At 74.8% G+C, this 18,387-nt stretch carries 20 protein-coding genes, 1 pseudogene and 1 riboswitch; of the genes and pseudogenes, 10 read left to right on the top strand and 11 right to left on the bottom strand.

Translation table 11 applies throughout. The features are described from left to right. The first annotated feature begins 128 nt into the window (after positions 1-128). From QBL21_RS33955 to QBL21_RS33965, 3 genes are read left to right on the top strand one after another with little or no spacing between them, the layout of a single operon-like run. The gene (locus QBL21_RS33955; protein ID WP_407566051.1) at positions 129-989 is read left to right on the top strand and encodes an ABC transporter ATP-binding protein; all 861 of its coding nucleotides are present in this window, start codon (positions 129-131) and stop codon (positions 987-989) included. After that, a complete protein-coding gene (locus QBL21_RS33960) occupies positions 986-1,993 on the top strand; it encodes an iron-siderophore ABC transporter substrate-binding protein (RefSeq protein ID WP_407566052.1) in 1,008 nt (335 codons plus the stop codon). Before QBL21_RS33955 ends, QBL21_RS33960 begins: the two co-directional genes overlap by 4 nt. 3 nt (positions 1,994-1,996) lie before the next feature. After that, on the top strand, positions 1,997-4,081 hold the full coding sequence (locus tag QBL21_RS33965; RefSeq protein WP_407566053.1) for an iron ABC transporter permease: 2,085 nt from the start codon (positions 1,997-1,999) through the stop codon (positions 4,079-4,081). Positions 4,082-4,138: 57 nt separating this feature from the next. Here QBL21_RS33965 and QBL21_RS33970 read toward each other — a convergent pair whose 3' ends face one another. Continuing rightward, entirely contained in the window at positions 4,139-4,483 is a 345-nt protein-coding gene (locus QBL21_RS33970; RefSeq protein WP_407566054.1) for an ArsR/SmtB family transcription factor, read from the bottom strand. Continuing rightward, entirely contained in the window at positions 4,480-4,971 is a 492-nt protein-coding gene (locus QBL21_RS33975; RefSeq protein ID WP_407566055.1) for an SRPBCC domain-containing protein, read from the bottom strand. The genes QBL21_RS33970 and QBL21_RS33975 overlap by 4 nt, the downstream gene beginning before the upstream one ends. 134 nt (positions 4,972-5,105) lie before the next feature. On the opposite strand from QBL21_RS33975, the gene QBL21_RS33980 reads away from it, so the two are divergent. From QBL21_RS33980 to QBL21_RS33995, 4 genes are all read left to right on the top strand, one after another. Beyond that, positions 5,106-5,975 (top strand): alpha/beta fold hydrolase, encoded by an 870-nt coding sequence (locus QBL21_RS33980; RefSeq protein ID WP_407566056.1) that lies wholly within the window; start codon positions 5,106-5,108, stop codon positions 5,973-5,975. A 380-nt stretch (positions 5,976-6,355) separates the two neighbouring features. After that, positions 6,356-6,490, top strand: a complete 135-nt coding sequence (locus QBL21_RS33985) for a hypothetical protein (RefSeq protein ID WP_407566057.1) — start codon at positions 6,356-6,358, stop codon at positions 6,488-6,490. Then, positions 6,487-7,074: a VanZ family protein gene (locus QBL21_RS33990; protein WP_407566058.1), complete on the top strand. Its 588-nt coding sequence runs from the start codon at positions 6,487-6,489 to the stop codon at positions 7,072-7,074. Before QBL21_RS33985 ends, QBL21_RS33990 begins: the two co-directional genes overlap by 4 nt. 90 nt (positions 7,075-7,164) lie before the next feature. Further along, positions 7,165-8,088, top strand: coding sequence for a YihY/virulence factor BrkB family protein (locus QBL21_RS33995; protein WP_407566059.1), 924 nt, complete (start codon positions 7,165-7,167; stop codon positions 8,086-8,088). 38 nt (positions 8,089-8,126) lie between these two features. Here QBL21_RS33995 and QBL21_RS34000 read toward each other — a convergent pair whose 3' ends face one another. The 5 genes from QBL21_RS34000 to QBL21_RS34020 form a co-directional block, all read right to left on the bottom strand. Further along, positions 8,127-8,483 carry a PRC-barrel domain-containing protein gene (locus QBL21_RS34000; RefSeq protein WP_407566060.1) on the bottom strand — a complete coding sequence of 119 codons (357 nt, stop codon included), beginning with the start codon at positions 8,481-8,483 and terminating at the stop codon, positions 8,127-8,129. Between the two features lie 20 nt (positions 8,484-8,503). After that, positions 8,504-10,030 (bottom strand): bifunctional phosphatase PAP2/diacylglycerol kinase family protein, encoded by a 1,527-nt coding sequence (locus tag QBL21_RS34005; protein WP_407566655.1) that lies wholly within the window; start codon positions 10,028-10,030, stop codon positions 8,504-8,506. 236 nt (positions 10,031-10,266) lie between these two features. Next, positions 10,267-11,148 (bottom strand): SigB/SigF/SigG family RNA polymerase sigma factor, encoded by an 882-nt coding sequence (locus QBL21_RS34010; protein ID WP_407566061.1) that lies wholly within the window; start codon positions 11,146-11,148, stop codon positions 10,267-10,269. A 170-nt stretch (positions 11,149-11,318) separates the two neighbouring features. After that, the gene (locus QBL21_RS34015) at positions 11,319-11,735 is read right to left on the bottom strand and encodes an STAS domain-containing protein (protein ID WP_407566062.1); all 417 of its coding nucleotides are present in this window, start codon (positions 11,733-11,735) and stop codon (positions 11,319-11,321) included. Between the two features lie 41 nt (positions 11,736-11,776). Then, positions 11,777-12,061 carry a hypothetical protein gene (locus QBL21_RS34020; RefSeq protein WP_407566063.1) on the bottom strand — a complete coding sequence of 95 codons (285 nt, stop codon included), beginning with the start codon at positions 12,059-12,061 and terminating at the stop codon, positions 11,777-11,779. Positions 12,062-12,202: 141 nt separating this feature from the next. Here QBL21_RS34020 and QBL21_RS34025 point away from each other — a divergent pair, with 141 nt between their 5' ends. After that, complete coding sequence (locus QBL21_RS34025; RefSeq protein WP_407566064.1) at positions 12,203-13,567, top strand: cryptochrome/photolyase family protein; 1,365 nt, start codon at positions 12,203-12,205, stop codon at positions 13,565-13,567. A gap of 43 nt (positions 13,568-13,610) precedes the next feature. Here QBL21_RS34025 and QBL21_RS34030 read toward each other — a convergent pair whose 3' ends face one another. The 4 genes and pseudogenes from QBL21_RS34030 to QBL21_RS34045 all read right to left on the bottom strand — a co-directional run bounded on the left by QBL21_RS34030 (position 13,611) and on the right by QBL21_RS34045 (position 17,441). Then, positions 13,611-14,306, bottom strand: coding sequence for a (2Fe-2S)-binding protein (locus tag QBL21_RS34030; protein WP_407566065.1), 696 nt, complete (start codon positions 14,304-14,306; stop codon positions 13,611-13,613). Between the two features lie 281 nt (positions 14,307-14,587). Then, a pseudogene (locus QBL21_RS34035) lies at positions 14,588-15,439 on the bottom strand (ABC transporter ATP-binding protein); the annotation flags it as partial. Then, positions 15,406-16,461: a FecCD family ABC transporter permease gene (locus tag QBL21_RS34040; protein ID WP_407566066.1), complete on the bottom strand. Its 1,056-nt coding sequence runs from the start codon at positions 16,459-16,461 to the stop codon at positions 15,406-15,408. The gene QBL21_RS34040 and the pseudogene QBL21_RS34035, both read right to left, overlap by 34 nt. Then, positions 16,458-17,441, bottom strand: a complete 984-nt coding sequence (locus QBL21_RS34045) for an ABC transporter substrate-binding protein (protein ID WP_407566656.1) — start codon at positions 17,439-17,441, stop codon at positions 16,458-16,460. The genes QBL21_RS34040 and QBL21_RS34045 overlap by 4 nt, the downstream gene beginning before the upstream one ends. A gap of 51 nt (positions 17,442-17,492) precedes the next feature. Further along, a riboswitch (cobalamin riboswitch) is annotated at positions 17,493-17,681 on the bottom strand. A gap of 90 nt (positions 17,682-17,771) precedes the next feature. Between QBL21_RS34045 and QBL21_RS34050 the strand changes: the two genes are divergently transcribed. Then, the gene (locus QBL21_RS34050) at positions 17,772-17,915 is read left to right on the top strand and encodes a type II toxin-antitoxin system VapB family antitoxin (protein ID WP_407566067.1); all 144 of its coding nucleotides are present in this window, start codon (positions 17,772-17,774) and stop codon (positions 17,913-17,915) included. 32 nt (positions 17,916-17,947) lie between these two features. Next, the gene (locus QBL21_RS34055) at positions 17,948-18,379 is read left to right on the top strand and encodes a GNAT family N-acetyltransferase (protein ID WP_407566068.1); all 432 of its coding nucleotides are present in this window, start codon (positions 17,948-17,950) and stop codon (positions 18,377-18,379) included. The last annotated feature ends 8 nt before the right edge of the window (positions 18,380-18,387 follow it).

An 18,387-nucleotide genomic window follows, 5' to 3' on the forward strand; every position in this document is an offset into this window, starting at 1 on the left:
AGACGCACGGCGTGCACGGGGCGGCCGGGGCGACCGGGGCGGACGGGGCGGCTCCGGGCGGTGGGGCGCACGCTATCTCCGTACACCGACTGCCGGGCCGGGGTGAGGTTAGGTTAACCTAAGCTCCCGTGAGAGCCGGAGAGAGCACGCCGACCGCCGCGGGACCCCGCGGGCACGCCCTGTCCGCCGCCGACGTCACCGTGGCGTACGACGGCGTGGACGTCGTCCACGACGCCTCGCTGCGGCTGCGGCCCGGAGAGGTGACCGTCCTCGTCGGGCCCAACGGCAGCGGCAAGTCGACGCTGCTGCGCACGCTCGCGCGGCTCCAGCGGGCCCGGCGGGCGAGCCTCGTCATCGACGAGGACACCGACGGGTTCGCGCTGTCCACCCGCCACTTCGCCCGGCACGTCGCGCTGCTCACGCAGGGGCGGCCCACGCCCAGCGGGCTGACGGTCCGCGACGTCGTGGAGTTCGGCCGCTACCCGTACCGCGGCCGCTGGGGCGCCTCCGACCCCGGCGGGCGGGCGGCCGTCGACCGGGCGCTGGCGATGACCGGCGTCACCGACCTCGCCGACCGCGGCGCCGAGCACCTGTCCGGCGGGCAGTTGCAGCGCGTCTGGCTCGCCGGCTGCCTCGCGCAGGACACCGGCGTGCTGCTGCTCGACGAGCCGACCAACCACCTCGATCTGCGCTACCAGGTCGAACTGCTCGACCTCGTACGCGACCTGGCCGAGGACCACCGCATCGCGGTGGGCGCGGTCCTGCACGACCTCGACCAGGCGGCGGCCGTGGCCGACCGCATGGTCCTGCTCGACGACGGCCGCATCGTCGCCGACGGCCGCCCCGAGGACGTCCTGCTGCCCGAACTGCTCAGCAAGGCGTACGGGATCCGCATCGACGTCGACGACGACCCCCTGACGGGCCGGCTGCGCACCCGCGCCATCGGCCGACACCACCAGCGAAGCGAAAGGCTCAGCACTTCCTCATGAGACGCCTCCTGCTGACCGCGGCGGTCGCCACCGCCGCGACGCTCACCCTGGCCGCCTGCGGCACCACCGAAGACGCCGCGGACGACGACGACAAGGGCGGCGCCGGCAAGGGCGCCGCGCAGCCGATCACCCTGACCGACTCCACCGGCAAGAAGGTCACGCTCGAAGACGGCCCCGCCACGAAGGTCGTCGGCACCGAGTGGAACGTGGTCGAGCACCTCGTCTCGCTCGGCATCGACCCCGTCGGCGTCGCCGACGTCAAGGGCTACGACACCTGGGACTCCGCGGTCCCGCTCACCAACGAGCCCGAGGACATCGGCACCCGCGGCGAGCCCAGCATCGACACCATCGCCGCGCTCAACCCCGACCTCATCGTCGCCACCAGCGACCTGCCCGCGTCGGCCGTCAAGCAGCTCAGCAAGCGCACCCCCGTGCTCACCCTGCGCTCCGCCGACGCCGCCGACCCCATCGGCCGGATGACCGAGAACCTCGACCTCATCGCGAAGGCCACGGGCACCACCGACAAGGCGGAGGAGCTGAAGAAGGGCCTCGACGCCAAGCTCGCCGAGGGCAGGAAGGCGCTCGACGACGCCGGCCTGGGCGGCGCGAACGTCGCCTTCGCCGACGGCTACGTCGTCTCCAACCAGGTCTCCATCCGCCCGTTCACCAGCGGTTCGCTGCTCGGCGCGGTCAACGAGCGGCTGGGCCTGAAGAACGCCTGGGACGTCGAGGGCGACAAGGACTACGGCCTCGGCTCCACCGACGTCGAGGGCCTGACGAAGCTCCCCGACGACGTGAAGTTCACCTACATCGCCAACAAGGACGACGACTCCAGCACCCCGTTCACCGAGGGCGGCGAGCTTGCGGACAACTCCGTCTGGAAGTCCCTGCCGTTCGTGAAGGCGGGCGATGTCCACCGGCTGGACGACGGCATCTGGATGTTCGGCGGCACCGAGTCCATGAACCAGTACGTCGACGGCCTCGTCGGCGCGCTGACGAAGTAGCCGATGGCGGTCTCCGCCCCGGCCAAGACCGCCCCCGCCCCCGCCCGTCCGCCGACCGCCCGGTCACGCACGGGCGCGGCGGCGGTGGCGGCCGGGCTCGCGCTGGTGGTCGCGGTCCTCGCGGTCGTCGACCTCACGCAGGGCACCTCCGACGCCGGCGCCCCCGAGGTCTGGAAGGCCCTCACCGGCCAGGCCGACTCGGGCGACTCCTCCGTCGTCATCGCCTCCCGGCTGCCGCGGATGGCCGCGGGCCTGGTGGTCGGCGCGGCGCTGGCGATCGCCGGCACCGCCCTCCAGGCGGTCAGCCGCAACGTGCTGGCCTCGCCGGACACCCTCGCCGTCAACGCCGGTGCGTACGCCGCGCTGGGCCTCGCCGCCGCCACCGGGGTGTCGCTGCCGATGCTCGCGTCCTCCGGCGTCGCGTTCGCCGGCGGGCTGGCCGCCGCGGCGGTGGTGCTGGGGCTCTCGGGCCTGGGCACGGGCACGGTGCGGCTGGTGCTCGCGGGCACCGCGCTGACGCTCGGTCTGTACGCGGTCACCGAGGCGATGCTGCTGCTCTTCCCGGAGGAGACCGAGGGCCTCTACGACTGGCAGCAGGGCAGCATCTCGCAGAGCGGCTGGGACGGCGTGGTGCAGATGCTGCCGCTCGTCCTCGCCGGGCTCGCCGGGCTGCTGCTGCTCGCGCGGCGCATCGACGCCCTGGCGCTCGGCGACGACGCCGCGCGCGGCCTCGGCGTGCCGGTGCGCGCCACCCGCGTCACGGCGGTGCTGCTCGCGGTGCTGCTCTCCGCGGCGGCGGTGACGCTCGCCGGGCCGATCGGGTTCGTGGGGCTGTGCGCGCCGGCGCTGGTGCGGTCGGTCGCCCGCAGGTTCCGTATCTACGGCAGGACGCGGGCGGGCATGCCGCTGGCGGCGCTGCTGGGCATGGCGCTGGTGCTCGGCGCGGACGTGCTGCTGCGGGCCATGGTGCCGGCGGACACGGCGGTCTCCGTACCGACGGGCGTGGTCACCAGCCTCGTCGGCGCGGTGTTCCTCGTGGTGATGGCGGCCCGGCTGCGGGACACCGCGGGCGCGGCCGACACCGACAAGCTGCGCATCCGCAGCCACCGGACGTTCGTCGCCGCCACGGCGGTGCTGCTGGCCGCGCTGGTCGCCGTCACGATCGTCGCGCTGCTCGTCGGGGACACCAAGCTGCTGCTGGGAGACGTACTCAACTGGGTGCAGGGCCGGGCGGGTCCGACGACCGACGTGGTGCTCGACACCCGCGTCCCGCGGGTGCTCGCCGCGCTGCTGGCCGGCGCCGCGCTCGCGCTGTCCGGCACGATCGTGCAGGCCGTGACCCGCAACCCGCTGGCCGAGCCGGGCGTGCTCGGCGTCTCCAACGGCGCGGCGCTCGGCGCTGTGCTGCTGGTGACGACGGTGGACGTGCCCAGCTCGTGGGGGCTGTCCGCCGCGGCGCTGGGCGGTGCGGCGCTCACCTCGGTCGGGGTCTTCGGGCTCGCCGCGCGCGGCGGGTTCCAGCAGAACCGGCTGGTGCTCGTCGGCATGGGCTTCGCCACCGCCTCGACGGCGCTGATCAGCCTGCTCATCGTGCTGACCGACCCGTTCAACGCGACGATGGCGCTGACCTGGCTCTCCGGCTCCACGTACGGGCGGACGCTGCCGGACGTCGTACCGCTGGCGATCGTCCTTCTCGCGGGCCTGGCGATCGCGGCGGCCCGGCGGCGGGAGCTTGACCTCGTCTCGCTCGACGAGGACACCCCGCGGCTGCTGGGCCTGGACCTCGGCCGCAGCCGGCTGTGGCTGCTGATCCTCAGCGTCACCCTGGCCGGCACGGCGGTGTCGGCGGCGGGCACGATCGGGTTCGTCGGCCTGGTGGCGCCGCACGCGGCGCGGGCGCTGGTCGGCCGGCAGCACACCCGGGTGCTCCCGGTGGCGGTGCTGCTGGGCGCGGTGCTGGTGTGCACGGCGGACGTGCTCGGCCGGTCGGTCATCGCGCCGGCGCAGCTCGGCGCGGGCTTGATGACGGCGGTCATCGGCACGCCGTACTTCATGTACCTGCTGGTACGCAGCCGGGGCGGCCGGTAGCCCGCGGCACCCCTCCCCGGCCGCCCCCGTACGGCCGGGGAGAGGGGTCCCGCGCGGTCAGGCCGGCGGGGGCGGGTCGGCGTCGGGCCGCTCGGCCAGCTCCTTGATCCGCAGCAGGCGGGTCTCCCAGGAGCGTCCGATCCGGTCCAGCTCGCGCGCGAGGGCGTTGAGCCGGGCGCCCACGGCGACGTAGACGACCTCCCGGCCGCGCTGCTCGGACTCCACGAGCCCGACCTCGCGCAGCACGTCGAGGTGCTTGCCGATGGCCTGCCGGCTGACCGGCATGACCTTGGCCAGCGCGGACGCCGACATGGGGCCCTCGCCGAGGTGGGTGAGTATCTCCCAGCGCGTCGGCTCGCCGAGCGCGGCGCACACGACGGGGAGGCCGGGGGCCGCGGTCACGGCCGCGGCGCCGCGGCGGTCTTCTCGACGTACGCCTTCCCCGCCGCCAGCTCCTCCAGCCAGCCCTTGTCGTTGCCCGCGCGCTCCTTCAGCCACACCGCCGGGTCCTCGGAGAGGCCGGAGAAGCCGCTCTCCACGACGCGCAGCGTCACGCCGCCGGGGCGCTCGTCGATCCAGAACTCCACCAGCGTCGAGCCCGTCGCCTCCTTGCGGTGCGGGGCGGAGAGCCAGCGGAAGGCCGCGTAGCGCGGCTTGTCCAGCTCCACGGTGCTGAACCGGTAGTCGCCGGAGCCCGCCTCGCGGATGACGGTCACGTCGCCCTCCTGGCGCACGTCCTGCCCGGCGGGGTCGACCTCGCCGTCGTTGATGTACCAGCCGGGCCGGACGACCAGGTCCCAGACCCGGTCGGCGGGGGCGTCGATGTCGATCTGCCGGGCGATCCGGTCGAGCTCGGTCAGTTCTTCCTCGGTGTAAGCGATGTCGTTCACGGTTCCTCCTCGTGTTTTTACCTGCAACTGAAGCATTGCACATGGAGAGCCATACTGCAACCCACGAGTTGCAGTAACGGCGGCCTCGCGGCGGGTGCCGATGAGTTTCCGCCGCTCGGACCGTCTGCACACACATGGACACTCACACGCTGGAAACCCCCGGCGCCGACCTCGTCTACGACGTACGCGGCCCGCTGCCCACCGCCCACGGCCGCCCCCCGCTGCTGCTCATCGGCCAGCCCATGGACGCCACCGGCTTCCGCGCGCTGGCGGCGCAGTTCCCGGACCGGACCGTCGTCACGTACGACCCGCGCGGCCTGGGCCGCAGCATCCGCAAGGACGGCCGCCTCGACAACACCCCGCAGACGCAGGCCGAGGACGTGCACGCCGTCATCGACGCGCTCGGCGCGGGCCCGGTCGAGCTGTTCGGCAGCAGCGGCGGCGCGGTGACGGCGCTGGCGCTGGTGGCCGCGTACCCCGGGGACGTGACCACGCTCGTCGCGCACGAACCGCCGATCATCCCGGCGCTGCCCGACGCCGAGGCCGCGGAGCGGGCCCGGCAGGGGGTCACGGACGCGTACAACGCCAAGGGCTGGGGCGCCGGCATGGCGGCGTTCCTGGCGCTGGGCGCGTGGCAGGGCGAGTTCACCGACGCCTACTTCGCGCAGCCTTTGCCCGACCCGGCGGCCTTCGGCATGCCCGACGGCGACGACGGCAACCGCGACGACCCGCTGCTCTCCGACCACTCCTGGCAGGTCAGCAGCTACCGCCCGGACCCGGCGGCGCTCGCCGCCGCGCCGACGCGCGTGGTGATCGCGGTGGGCGAGGAGTCGGGCGACACGTTCACGGCGCGTACGGCGCGCGGGACGGCCGCGCTGCTGGGGCAGGAGGCGACGGTCTTCCCGAGCCACCACGGCGGGTTCCTCGACGCGGAGTTCGGCTACGCGGGCCGGCCGGAGGCTTTCGGGGCGAAGCTCCGGGAGGTTCTCGACGGGGGCGCGTGAGCGGAGGGCGCATGTCTCACGTACCTCACTTACACCACGGGAAGCGCATCGAGCGCGCACACCGCACCGGGACAGCCGCGGCGCGGGCCGGACACGGGGCCGGCCCGCGCCGCGGCGTACGACGGCACGGCACACGACGGCACGCCCCCGGACACCGGGCGGGAGCCCGCAGCCCGCAATCCCACAGCCCCGCCGCCCGGCCGTCGCACGTACACGGGACCGCCGAACGCCCGTCGTAGCGCCGGCACACCCCTCCCACGGGCCCCACGGGACCGCGCCGCCCCCGCGCGCCACGCCCCCGTGCATACCGGCCGGCCGGCCGGGTAACCGCCCGCTCGCAACCCACCGGGCAGACCGCCCGGCTCCGGAAGGGAGGGTTCATGTCCATCAGGCCCCTGTCCACCGACGAGTCGACACCCGCCGGCCGGACCGACCACGGGGAGCTGCGGCCCGCCCCGGGCGGGCTGCCGCCCGCCGGCCACACCCGGCTCTCCGGGCCGAGGGGGGCGTCATGAGAATCTCCCGGAAGCGGCCGTACGACGAGACGGCCGCCGGGACCGGCGGGCCGGCGGCGAAGGAGACCACCGGAACGCCGGTCGGCACGCCGCCCGTCACGCGGTGGGTGCGGGCCTTCGCGATGCTGCTGGCGTTCGCCCTGATGGTGGGGTTCGCCGCGGTGCTGGCGCGGCTGACCCTGGAGTCCTCGACCGCCTCCGAGCCCCTGACGCACACCAACACGCGCCCCGGCGACTCGATCCGCGACTACCTCTCCCAGCCGGAGTTCGTCGACACCCTCCGCCAGCTCGGCGGCAACATCCTGCTCGGGGTGCCCTTCGGGCTGCTCCTGCCCGTGCTCGTGCCGCGCGCCCGCGGACTGCTGCGGGTGGGGGTGTGCACCGCCGTGGTGATGCTGGCGGTCGAGGTGGTCCAGGGCACGTTCGTCACGGGCCGGGCGTTCGACATCGACGACGTCATCCTCAACACCACCGGGGCCTTCCTCGGCTATCTGTTCCTCGGCCGCCGGCTCGGCCGCGCCGTCCACCCGCGCCGCCGACACTGGTGGCACCGGTTCCACGACGGGTCGCGCACGCCCGGTTGAAGCGCGCGCCGCCCGCACGCGGTAGACAGGGCAGTCGACGGCCGGCGAGCCGGGCAGGCGCGGAGCGAACGAAGAACGGAGCATGGGCGGATGAAGCGTGGGGCGCACGCACGGGGCGGGCAGTCGGAATGGGCGCGCTACCGGGCCGCCCTGCGCCGGACCCCCGTGGCCCTGTGGAACGACGACATCACCGACTGGGCCGCCGCCCTCACGTACTACGCCATACTCACCGTCCTGCCCACGCTCTTCGTCACCCTCACCGTCATCGGCCTCGCCGACCCCTCCGGCACCGAAGCCCTCATCGCCTACGTCGCCGGCATCGCCCCCGCCGGCTCCGGCGCCGCGCTCAACGACGCGCTGCACGACGTCACCCGCGGCCACTCCACCGCCTGGATCCTCACCGCCGCGGGCGCCGCCAGCGCCGTCTGGTCGGCGTGCAGCTTCCTGTCCGTCTTCCGCCGCGCCCTGCACGCGATGTACGGCACCCCCGACAGCCGGCCGGTCCTGCGCCGCGCGCCGGCGATCCTGGCGATGGCGCTGCTGCTGCTGACGCTGCTCGTCTCCGGTGCGCTGACGCTCGTCGTCTCCGGTCCCGTGGCCCGCGCGCTGGGGCGGCCGTTCGGGCTGGGCGAGCAGACGGCCGCGGCGTGGGACTTCCTGCGCTGGCCGTTCCTGGGCGTCGTGGCGGCGCTGCTGGTGCTGCTGCTCTTCCGCTCGGGGCCGCCCGAGTCGCGCGCCGTGTCGCACGCCGTGCCCGGCGGGCTGCTGGCGGGTGCGCTGTGGCTGCTGGCGTCGGCGGCCTTCGCGCTCTACGCCTCGTACGCGGCGGGCACGTACAGCAGGCTGTACGGGTCACTGGCCGGCGTGGTCGTCTTCCTGATCTGGCTGTGGTTCTCGAACCTGGCGCTGCTGGCCGGCGCGCAGTTCAACGCGCTGCTGGCCCGCGCCGAGGCCGCGGCGCCCGAGACCGCCCGCCCCCCGCGGCGCCCGTCGGTGACGGCCGTACCGCGGTGAGGGTCGCGGCGCCCGCACGCGGGGCGCCGGGGGCGGCGTCAGCGCCGCGCCAGCCGCCGTTCGCCTTCGGCGCCGGCCTGGTATTCCAGCTCGTAGTGCGAGAAGACCGCGGGCTCCTGCTCGAACGCCAGCTCGCCGTCCGTGCCGATCGACGGCGCGCCCTTGACCAGGCCCTTGTCGTACGCGACGGTCACGTACCCGGGGCTGACGGAGGCGCCGGCCAGCGGGACGAACACCAGCCGCTTGCGCCCCGGCCCTCCGGCCTTGACGGTGGCGAAGGCAGGGATGTCGGTGCGGGTGTCGACGTAGACGGCCTCCAGCTCGCCGATCTTGCCGCCGTCCGCGCCGCGGACGGGGTGGCCGCGCCATTCGCGGATGTCGTGTGCCTCGAACATCGGGCCTCCCGGGGGATGCGTCAGTCCTTGACCGGCCGGTAGACGGTCAGCGCTCTTTCGAGCTTATCCAGCACGAACGCGGTCGGCGCGGGGACGACCTCCCCGTCGTACGCCATCCGCGTGCCGTCCGGCAGCCCGGAGACGGTGACCCGGCGCAGCCGCCCCGCCGCGTACAGCCGGGTCCTGGCCAGGCCGCCGGCCAGCGCGGTGGCCAGCAGGCGGGTGCGGCCGAAGCGCCCGGCGTGGGCGGCACGCACGTCGAGTACCCCGTCGGCGAGGTTGTCACGGCGCACGGGCGCGATGCCCACGCTGTGGTACGCGCCCGAGCCCGCGAAGAGCAGCCACAGCTCCCGGCGGCGGCCGTTGATCCGCGCGGTGACCGGTTGCGCCGTACGAAGGACGTGCAGCACCGCCGCGGCCGAGCCGAGCGGCCCGCCGACCCGCGGCGACCAGCGCTCGCGCAGCCGCACCAGCTCGGGGTAGACGCCGAGGCTGAAGGTGTTCAGGAAGTAGGCGGGCGGGCCCGACGCCGCCCGCGGCCCGGGACGGACCCGGCCGACGTCCACGGCGACGGCGCTGCCGTTCGCCACCGCCCGGCACGCCTCGGGGACGTTCTCCACGCCGAGGTCGGTGGCGAAGTGGTTGAACGTGCCGCCCGGCAGCACCGCCAGCGGCACGCCGTGCGCCATGGCCGCCACCGCCGCCGCGGCCACCGAGCCGTCCCCGCCGCACACGCCCAGGGCCCCGCCGGACCGCTCGGCCTCCTTCGCGGCGGCGTCGAGCAGTTCGGGCAGCGAGCCGGTGTCCTCACCGACGACCGCCACCTCGGCCTCGGGCAGCACCGCCGCGAGCTGCCGTACGGGGTCGAGGAACTGCGGCTGCGCGCCCGCGGAGGGGTTGACGACGACGTACAGACCCTCGCCGTCGGGCAGCGCCGGCGCCTCCGCGGGCGGCGGCGTCGGGTGCGTGCCGCGGGGGCGCGGCGGCACCAGGCGGCGTACGACGAGCGCCGCGCCGAAGCCGAGCGCCATACCGGCGAGCACGTCGCTGGGGTAGTGCACGCCGGTGTAGATCCGGGAGAAGGCGACCGACCACGCGACCGGCGCCACCGCCGCGCCCCAGCGCGGCGACTCCATCGCCACCCCGCACGCGAAGGCGGTGGCGGAGGCGGCGTGGCCGGAGGGGAAGGACGACGTGATCGGCTGGCGGGAGAGGTGCCGGATGACGGGCACGGTGTCGAGCACGGGCCGCGCCCGGCGGAACGCGCCCTTGCCGGCCGTGTTCACCGTCGCGGAGGCCAGCGCCAGCGAGCCGATGCCGCGCAGCGCGGCGCGGCGACCTCGGGGGCCGCCGACCGCGGCGATCGCCGCAGCGGTGCCGAACCACAGGAAGCCGTGGTCGGCGCCCCGGCTCAGCCGCGGCAGCACCGGCTCGGCGCCGGGCCAGCGGGTCGCGGCGACCCGGGCGAAGAGCACCCGGTCAGCCGCGCGCAGCCGCCTCGCCGCGGCCCGGGCGCCACGGCCCCGGCCGGCGGCTTCCTCGTACACGCCCAGTCCGGCGGCCCGCAGCACCCGCGCCGTTCGCCGTACGCCGGCGACGGCGGGGCCGGCGGCCCCGGCCGCCTTCCTGCTCCGTACGCGGCCTGCACGGCCTGCGCCGCCGGCACCGCCGACTCGGCCCACGCGCTCAGAAAGCCCGCCTGCCCACGAGGGCACGGCGACTCCGGAACGCCCGGTCCGTATGCTCGCGAACCCGCCCCGCCCGGCCCGCCGCACGCGCGCGCTCACGCCGGCTCGGTCAGCCCGGCGCGCAGCCGTCTGAGGATTCCGCTGAGCAACCGCGACACGTGCATCTGCGAGATGCCCAGCTCGGCGCCGATCTCGCTCTGCGTCATCTCGGCGCCGAACCGCAGGTCCAGGACCTTGCGGTCGCGCTCCGGCAGCGCCTCGACCAGTGGCTTCAGCGACACCAGGTTCTCGACCTTCTCCAGGTCCGGGTCCGGTGCACCGGTGCGCCGCGCGAGGAAGGACTCGCCCTCCTCGTCGGCGGCGTGGTAGTCGAGGGACGACGTCTTGTATGCGTTGGCGGCGACCAGCCCCTCGACGACCTCGTCCGGGTCCAGACCCGTCTGCTCCGCCAGCTCCGCGACGCTCGGCGCGCGGCCGAGCGACTGCTCCAGCTTCGCGCTCGCCTTCGCCAGCAGCAGCCGCCGCTCCTGCATCCGGCGCGGCACCCGCACCGCCCAGGAGGTGTCGCGGAAGTGGCGCTTGATCTCGCCCACGATCGTCGGCAGCGCGAACGTGGGGAACTCGGTGCCCTCGGCGAGGTCGTAGCGGTTGATCGCCTTGATGAGGCCGACGGTGCCGACCTGCACGACGTCCTCGCGGGACTCGCTGCGCAGCCGGAAGCGGCTGACGGCGTAGCGGACGAGCGCGAGGTTCAGCTCGACGAGGGTGTTGCGGACGTACGAGTACGCGTACGTGCCCTCCTCCAGCTCGGCCAGCCGGACGAAGAGAACACGGGACATGGCGCGCGCGTCAGCCGTGCTCGCCTCGCGCAGCTCAGGGAGCGGCGGAAGGTCCAAGCCGGCGAGCGGGTCGGTGACCGAACTCGTGTCGGGGCCGGTCGCGGTCCCGCTGTCGCGCGTCACTGATGTCGTCGTCATGTCGTCCCCCAGGTGGGCTTCTGCTGGACAAACGTTTTGTGCGCTTACCCGTCCGCACAGCACCTATACCTGACCGTTACTTTGCCACTGGAATCATCTCGACCCGGCAACACCCCTTCCAGCAGCCATTTCTGACCGCTCATAGGCCATTTGCAGCACGCCGAAATTAGCTATCGAGAAGGAGGGTGGGTGGGCCCCGGGACCGCTCCCGGCGGCCAGCTCGCCCGCAGCCCCTCCGGCACCTGGTCCAGCGCCTCCCGCACACTGCGGTACGCGGTGAGCATGTCCGCGCTGCCCGTCTGCTCCAGCAGGTACGTCAGCCGCCGGCCGACGGCGGCGAGCAGCAGCTCGCCGCCCTGTCGGCGCAGCAGCCAGCGCACCGCGAAGAGGCAGTTGAGGCCGCGGGAGTCGCAGAACGTGAGCGTGGTCATGTCGAGCACGAGGTAGCGGTGCCCGGAGTCCACGCTCGACCCGAGGGTGTCCAGGAACAGCCGCTCGCCCCCGTGGTCCAGCTCGCCCCCCACGCGGATCACCGCGCAGTCCGGGCTGGAGCTGAGCACCACCAACGTCAGCCGGGGTCCCCTCATCGGCCCTCCCTGCGTCGGGCGGCGTGCGGTATCGGCTCAGTTCACCACCGTCTGACCGCGCGGGCCGCCACATGTCCGATCATGAGGTACACGACGGCCGCGATCCCGTAGTTGAGCATCACACGCCACCAGTCGGGATCGACGGAGAACATGTCCCGGGACCAGCCCGCCAGCCAGCCGGCGAGGTCGTGCACGAAGTCCACGAAGTCGTTCGTGCGGTTCGCGTCCAGGATGAAGAGGAGGATCCAGAGACCGATCACGAACGCGGCCAGATCCGCTATCGCGACGACCACCGCCGCCGCACTGGGTCTGCTTCTGTTAGACATGGACGGCGTCTTGCCGTGTCATGAACCGGTAAACGCCCCGCGGGCACGGGCCTTCGATGGCGTACGTCACCGAGCGGGTCCGGTCGTACGCCACCGGCATGGCGGACGCCGCACCGGCCCCGGCGCCGTGAGAATGCCGCCATGAGCGTCGCCGTCTGCCTCTTCACGTCCGACCTGCGGCTGCACGACAACCCCGCGCTGCACGCCGCCGTGCGGGCGGCCGACGAAGTCGTGCCGCTGTTCGTGTCGGACGACGCCATCGCCCGGATCGGCTTCGCGCCGCCCAACAGACGGGCGTTCCTGGCCGACTGCCTGGCCGCGCTCGACGAGGCGCTGCGGGCGCGCGGCGGCCGGCTCGTCGTACGCACCGGGGAACCGGTGCGCGAGGCCGTCCGGGTGGCGGCGCGGGCCGGCGCGGACGAGGTGCACGTCGCCGCGGGCGTCAGCGCGTACGCGCAGCACCGCGAGACCCGGCTGCGCGCGGCGCTGGCGGCGGACGGGCGCCGGCTCACCGTCCACGACGCGGCCGTCACCGCGCTCGCACCCGGCGAGGTCACGCCGCAGGGGCGGGACCACTTCGCGGTGTTCACCCCGTACTTCCGCCGCTGGCGCGCCGCCCCGCTGCGCACGCCGCTGCCCGCCCCGCGCCGCGTCCCGGTGCCGGCCGGCCTCCGGTCCGCCGCACCGCCCGCCCGCGCCGCGGTCTCCGGCACCTCCCCCGGCCTCGCCCGCGGCGGGGAGCAGGAGGGCCGGCGGCGCTTCGCGGCCTGGCTGCGCGCCGGGGTGTCCGCCTACGCGGACCGCCACGACGACCTCCCCGGCGACGCCACCTCGCGGCTCTCCCCCCACCTGCACTTCGGCACGCTGTCCGCCGCCGAGCTGGTGCACCGCGCCCGCGCGGCGGGCGGCGCGGGCGCCGACGCCTTCGTACGGCAGCTCGCCTGGCGCGACTTCCACCACCAGGTGCTGGCCGCGCGCCCCGACGCCGCCCACGCCGACTACCGCCCGCACGGCGACCGGTGGCGTACGGACGCGGCCGGGACCGCGGCGTGGCGCGACGGGCGCACCGGCTACCCGATCGTCGACGCCGCGATGCGGCAGCTCGCGCACGAGGGCTGGATGCACAACCGGGGGCGGCTGCTGGCGGCGAGCTTCCTGACGAAGACGCTGTACGTGGACTGGCGGGTCGGCGCCGCGCACTTCCTGGACCTGCTGGTCGACGGCGACATCGCGAACAACCAGCTCAACTGGCAGTGGGTGGCCGGGACGGGCACCGACTCCCGGCCCAACCGGGTGCTCAACCCGCTGACCCAGGCGAAGCGTTACGACCCGGAGGGGGCGTACGTGCGGCGGTGGGTGCCGGAGCTGGCGGAGGTGGCGGGGGCGAAGGCGCACCGGCCGTGGATGCTGCCGGCGGGGGAGCGGGAGCGGCTGGGGTATCCGGAGCGGGTGGTGGAGCTGGAGGAGGGGCTGGACCGCTTCCTGCGGGCGCGGGGGAAGCGGTGAGGGTTCCGGGTGGGGGCTGTCGTGGGGGTGCCGTGGACGGTGCCTACGTACGCAGTGAGCAGTCGCCGCACGTGCCGCCGCCGGGCACCCGGTAGTACAGGCAGCAGCTACGGCGCCGGAAGGTGGGCCCCGGCCCGGTGAGCACCCCCGTGCCGGCCAGCCGGCCGGCGCCCAGCAGGGCCCGGGTGAGCCGGGTCAGCGGGTCGCCCAGCGCCGGGCGGGCGGCGCGGAGCGCGGCGGCGGCGCCGACGAGCGCGGAGGCGGCGTTGCCGTGGAGCAGGCCCGGGGCGACCTTCACGCGCAGGCCGGCGGCGAGCGGCTCCAGGTGCCGGGTCACCACCGCGTCGTACAGCGCCTCCGGCAGCCCGGCCGTCGCGGGCGCGGGGTGGCCGGCGGCCGTGGGCAGCCGCAGTGCGGGGCCGTCGTCGGCGCGCTGGAGCCCGGTCAGGTCCGGTACGACGCCGTGGAGGAGGGCGCAGGCGAGCACGGGGGACCAGAGCCGGGAGGCGTGGCCGAACTGGACGAGGGAGGCGCCGATGCGCAGTTCGGCGGTGCCGAGCCTGCGTGCGGTGGCGGCGACGAGGTCGGCGGCGCCGCGGGCGTAGGTGTCGGCGACGGGGTGCCAGCCGGCGTCGGGGCCGCCGACGGTGAGGGTGAAGAACGGGCCGAGGGCGGCGGCGTCGGCGAGCGCGGCGGCGGCTGCGGAGGCGGGGAGTGGCCGGTCGGCGGAGGGGGTCACGGTGCTCCCTTCGGGGCGGGACGGGGCGGGTCGGCGCCGGTGGGTGGTCCGGGTGGATGGGGCGGATCGGGCGGATCGGGCGGATCGACGGCCGGTATCGGACCGGGGGAATCGGCGGCCGAGGGCGGAGCGGTGTCCGAGCGCGGGGCGGGCGGGCCCGGCAGGCCGGGCGGGTCCACGCCCGTGGGCAGGACGGCGTCCGGGGGCAGGCTGAGCGGACCGCGCGAACCCGCGCTCCCGGGCAGGTCAACGCCACCCGGCGAGCCCGCGCCCCCGGCCGTGGCCGCCCCCGGCGGCACCGCGTCGGGGAGCAGGGTGATGTGCGGGCGGTCGGTGGCCGGGTGCACCGCGACCTCCGCCGCCACGCCGTACACCTCGGCGAGCAGCGCGGGCGTCAGCACGTCGGCCGGCGGCCCTACGGTGACGGCGCGGCCGGCGCGTAGCACGCAGATGCGGTCGCAGAAGGCCGCGGCCAGGTTGAGGTCGTGCAGCGCGACGAGGGCGGTGACACCGAGGCCGCGCACGAGGCGGAGCGCGTCGAGCTGGTGGCGTAGATCGAGGTGGTTGGTCGGCTCGTCGAGCACCATCGTGCCCACGCGCTGCGCCAGCGCGCGGGCGATGAGCACCCGCTGCTTCTCACCGCCCGACAGCCGGTCGAACGGCGCCGCGGCCAGGTCGCCCGCCCCGACCGCCGCGAGGCAGTCGGCGATGACGGCGCGGTCGGCGTCGTCGTCCCCCTCGAAGGCCCGCTTGTGCGGCGTACGGCCCATGGCCACCACGTCGTACACCGTCAGCTCGAAGGCGCCCGGGATCTCCTGGAGCACCGCGGCGAGCCGCCGCGCCAGCCGCTTGGCGGGCAGGGCGCGGACGTCGTCGCCGTCGAGCAGTACGCGCCCGGAGGTGGGCCGCAGGGCGCGGTAGACGGTGCGCAGCAGCGTCGTCTTGCCGGCGCCGTTGGGGCCGACGAGGCCGACGACCTCGCCGGGCGCGACGTCCAGCGACACGGCGTCGACGAGCGCGCGCCCGCCGGCGGCCACACTGACGGACTCCAGCCGCAGCGCGCCCGGGGCGCCGGCGGCGTTCGCTCCCTTCGCGTATGTCACCGGGCCGCCGCCCCCCGCCGCATCAGCCACAGGAAGAACGGCCCGCCGGCCAGCGCGGTCAGCACCCCGACCGGCACCTCCTCGGGGCTGATCAGCGTGCGCGCGGCCAGGTCCGCGGCGATCAGGAACGCGGCGCCGAGCAGCGCCGCCGCGGGCAGCGCCCGCCGGTGGTCGGCCCCGGTGAGCAACCGCACCACGTGCGGCAGGATCAGCCCGACGAACCCGATCGCGCCGCTGACCGCGACCGCCGCCCCGACCATCACGGCGACCAGCGCGAACATCGCGGAGCGGAAGCGGTGGACGTCCAGGCCGAGGGCGGCGGCTGCCTCCTCGCCGGCGAGGAGCAGGTTGAGCGGACGGGCGACGGCGAGCAGCGCGACCGTACCGAGGACGACGACGGCCAGCGGGATCCAGATCAGCCGCCACGTGCTGCCGGCGAGCCCGCCGAGCATCCAGCGCAGGGCGGCCTGCGTCTTGTGCGGGTCGCCGGAGGTGACGATGAGGAAGCCGACGACGGCCGACAGGACTTCGGCCATCGCCACGCCCGCGAGCACCAGGCGCAGCGACGTCATCCGGCCGTCGGCGCCGAGGGCGAGGAAGTAGACGGCGACGAGGGCGCCGAGGGCACCGGCGAAGGCGGCGAGCGGCAGCGTGAACAGGCCGAGGACGGTGACGTTGAAGACCACGACGAGCACGGCGCCGACCGTCGCGCCCGACGAGATGCCCAGCAGCATCGGATCGGCCAGCGGATTGCGTACGAGCGCCTGCAACGCCATCCCGCACACCGCGAGCCCCGCCCCCACCGCCCCGGCCAGCAGCACGCGCGGCAGGCGTACGTCCCACACGATCGTCTCGCGCACGGGGGCCCACCCGGGGTCGGCGAGGGCGGGGTGGAGGCGGTGCAGCAGGATGCCCCAGACCTCGCCGGCGGGGACGCGGACGGAGCCGAGGGCGATGGCGGCGGTGGCGGAGAGCAGCACGAGGCCGCACAGGAGAAGCAGAAGAAGCGGAAAGGGCAGCGCCGGCCGGCGCGGCGCCCGGACCTTCGTCACCGGAAGCGTTCCGGATGGAGCTGCCGGGCCAGCGACTCGACGGCCTCCGGGACGCGCACGCCGAGCACGGTCGAGGACAGCGGAAGCACCGCGAAGCGCTCGTCGCGTATCGCGGGAACGTCCTGGAGGGCGGGGTGGTCGAGGAGGAACCGCTTCTTGTCGGCGACCGACTGGTCACCGTAGTCGTAGATGACGACGGCGTCCGGCGCCCGGGCGGCCACCTGCTCGAACGACACGTCCCCGAAGGTCTTGCCGAGGTCGGCGAAGACGTTGGCGCCGCCGGCCAGTCCGATGATCTCGTTGCCGATCCCGGCCCCGCCGGCGGTGAACGCGGTCTTGTCCCCGCTGTCGTAGACGAACACCCTCGCGGCCTCGACCCCGCCCACCGCATCCCGTACGCCGTCCAGCGTCCCGTGCAACTCCCCGAGCAGCCGCTCCGCCCGCCGCGGCACCCCGAACACCTCGGCGACGGTGCGTATCTCGCGGTCCATGAGGTCCACGGTCACGGGCGGCTCGGCGCACTCCTCCAGGCTGAGGTACGAGTCGATGCCGGCCCCGGCGAGCGCGTCGCGGCTGCGGCCCTCCTCGAAGGTGCTGGCGAACCCGCCGTAGACGAAGTCGGGTTCGGCGGCGAGCAGCGCCTCGTACGAGGGGTACTCGTCGGCGATCACCTCGATGCCGTCGTACGCGGCGCGGTACTCGGGCAGGATCTCGTCGTCGAGATAGCCGGTGCCGACCATGGACTTCTCCAGGCCGAGCGCGAGCATGATCTCGGTGACGTGCTGGTTGAGGGTCACGGCCCGCTCGGGCGGCCGCTCGTAGGTGGTCTCGACCCCGCAGTTGCCGACCGAAACGGGAAACCCCGCCGGCGCCTTCCCTCCACCCCCACCACCGCCCCCGGCGGGACCACCGCAGGCGGCAACGAACAGCAGAGCCGCGGGAACGACCACACGCAGCGGCCGCACCACCGGACGGCGCACACGAGCACGCACGACGACGCACGCTCCTCTCCGGGGAAATCCGCCCCAGATCCGTCGAGGAGGCGACGACGTGAGTCTCCTGGCTCTCGGTTCACCACCGACCCCTGGCCTTCCCACCCGCATCCGGGCAGTGGCCTGTTCGGAGTCGACTCACCGATCACAGTGGCGGGACCGCACCGGATTCACACCGGCTTCCTCGTTCCGCCGTCACCTGTAGGCGCGCCCATCATCGCAGACGCATGCCCGCCGGGGGAGTGCGGGCGGGAGAGGTGGAGCAGGGGGTGTGACTCGTGGTCAGATCGACACCCCGACGCGACCCGGAGTCATGCGATGAGCCGCACCGTGATCGACCTGGACGACGACCTCCTCGCCGAGGTCGCCCAGGTCCTCGGCACGACCACCAAGGCAGAGACCGTCGCCGCCGCGCTGCGAGGTGCTGGAGAGCCGTCGGGCGGTCCATGCCCCGCCGGGTGATCGCCGGGCGGCACCCGGTTAAGGTGTAATGCATGGAAGCGAATCGCGACCCTTACGAGATACGGCCCGGGGTGCCCTCCGTCGAGGTGTACCGGCTGTTGCGGACCGGGGCCGGGCTGTCCGACAAGTCGGCCGAGGCCGCCGCCGTTGCGCTGCCGCGCACCTGGTACGGCGTCGTGCTGTACCACCGGGGGACGGCCGTCGGGATGGGGCGGGTCGTGGGGGACGGGGGGACCGCGTTTCAGGTGGTGGACGTGTGCGTGCTGCCCGCGCACCAGGGGCAGGGGCTCGGGAAGCGGATCATGGGTGCGCTCACCGCGGAGCTGGAGCGGGGGGCGCCCGCCACCGCCTACGTGTCGCTCATCGCCGACGGCCCCGCGCGGTTCCTGTACGAGAAGTTCGGCTTCGCCGACGTCGCCGCGCACGACTCCGTCGGCATGTACCGCTACCTCAGCCCCCGCTGAGCGGCCTC

Origin of the sequence: Streptomyces sp. 184 (genome assembly GCF_045781775.1) — a bacterium.
In the GTDB taxonomy this organism is placed as follows: Bacteria; Actinomycetota; Actinomycetes; order Streptomycetales; family Streptomycetaceae; genus Streptomyces.

What these genes read in the sequence shown, in the direction of transcription:
- QBL21_RS33995 (WP_407566059.1), top strand. Translation starts at nt 7,165, where the DNA reads ATGAAGCGTGGGGCGCACGCACGGGGCGGGCAGTCGGAATGGGCGCGC.
- QBL21_RS33965 (WP_407566053.1), top strand. Translation starts at nt 1,997, where the DNA reads ATGGCGGTCTCCGCCCCGGCCAAGACCGCCCCCGCCCCCGCCCGTCCG.
- QBL21_RS33960 (WP_407566052.1), top strand. Translation starts at nt 986, where the DNA reads ATGAGACGCCTCCTGCTGACCGCGGCGGTCGCCACCGCCGCGACGCTC.
- QBL21_RS34000 (WP_407566060.1), bottom strand. Translation starts at nt 8,483, where the DNA reads ATGTTCGAGGCACACGACATCCGCGAATGGCGCGGCCACCCCGTCCGC.
- QBL21_RS33985 (WP_407566057.1), top strand. Translation starts at nt 6,356, where the DNA reads ATGTCCATCAGGCCCCTGTCCACCGACGAGTCGACACCCGCCGGCCGG.
- QBL21_RS34050 (WP_407566067.1), top strand. Translation starts at nt 17,772, where the DNA reads ATGAGCCGCACCGTGATCGACCTGGACGACGACCTCCTCGCCGAGGTC.
- QBL21_RS34020 (WP_407566063.1), bottom strand. Translation starts at nt 12,061, where the DNA reads ATGTCTAACAGAAGCAGACCCAGTGCGGCGGCGGTGGTCGTCGCGATA.
- QBL21_RS34010 (WP_407566061.1), bottom strand. Translation starts at nt 11,148, where the DNA reads ATGACGACGACATCAGTGACGCGCGACAGCGGGACCGCGACCGGCCCC.
- QBL21_RS34015 (WP_407566062.1), bottom strand. Translation starts at nt 11,735, where the DNA reads ATGAGGGGACCCCGGCTGACGTTGGTGGTGCTCAGCTCCAGCCCGGAC.
- QBL21_RS33990 (WP_407566058.1), top strand. Translation starts at nt 6,487, where the DNA reads ATGAGAATCTCCCGGAAGCGGCCGTACGACGAGACGGCCGCCGGGACC.
- QBL21_RS33980 (WP_407566056.1), top strand. Translation starts at nt 5,106, where the DNA reads ATGGACACTCACACGCTGGAAACCCCCGGCGCCGACCTCGTCTACGAC.
- QBL21_RS34055 (WP_407566068.1), top strand. Translation starts at nt 17,948, where the DNA reads ATGGAAGCGAATCGCGACCCTTACGAGATACGGCCCGGGGTGCCCTCC.
- QBL21_RS34025 (WP_407566064.1), top strand. Translation starts at nt 12,203, where the DNA reads ATGAGCGTCGCCGTCTGCCTCTTCACGTCCGACCTGCGGCTGCACGAC.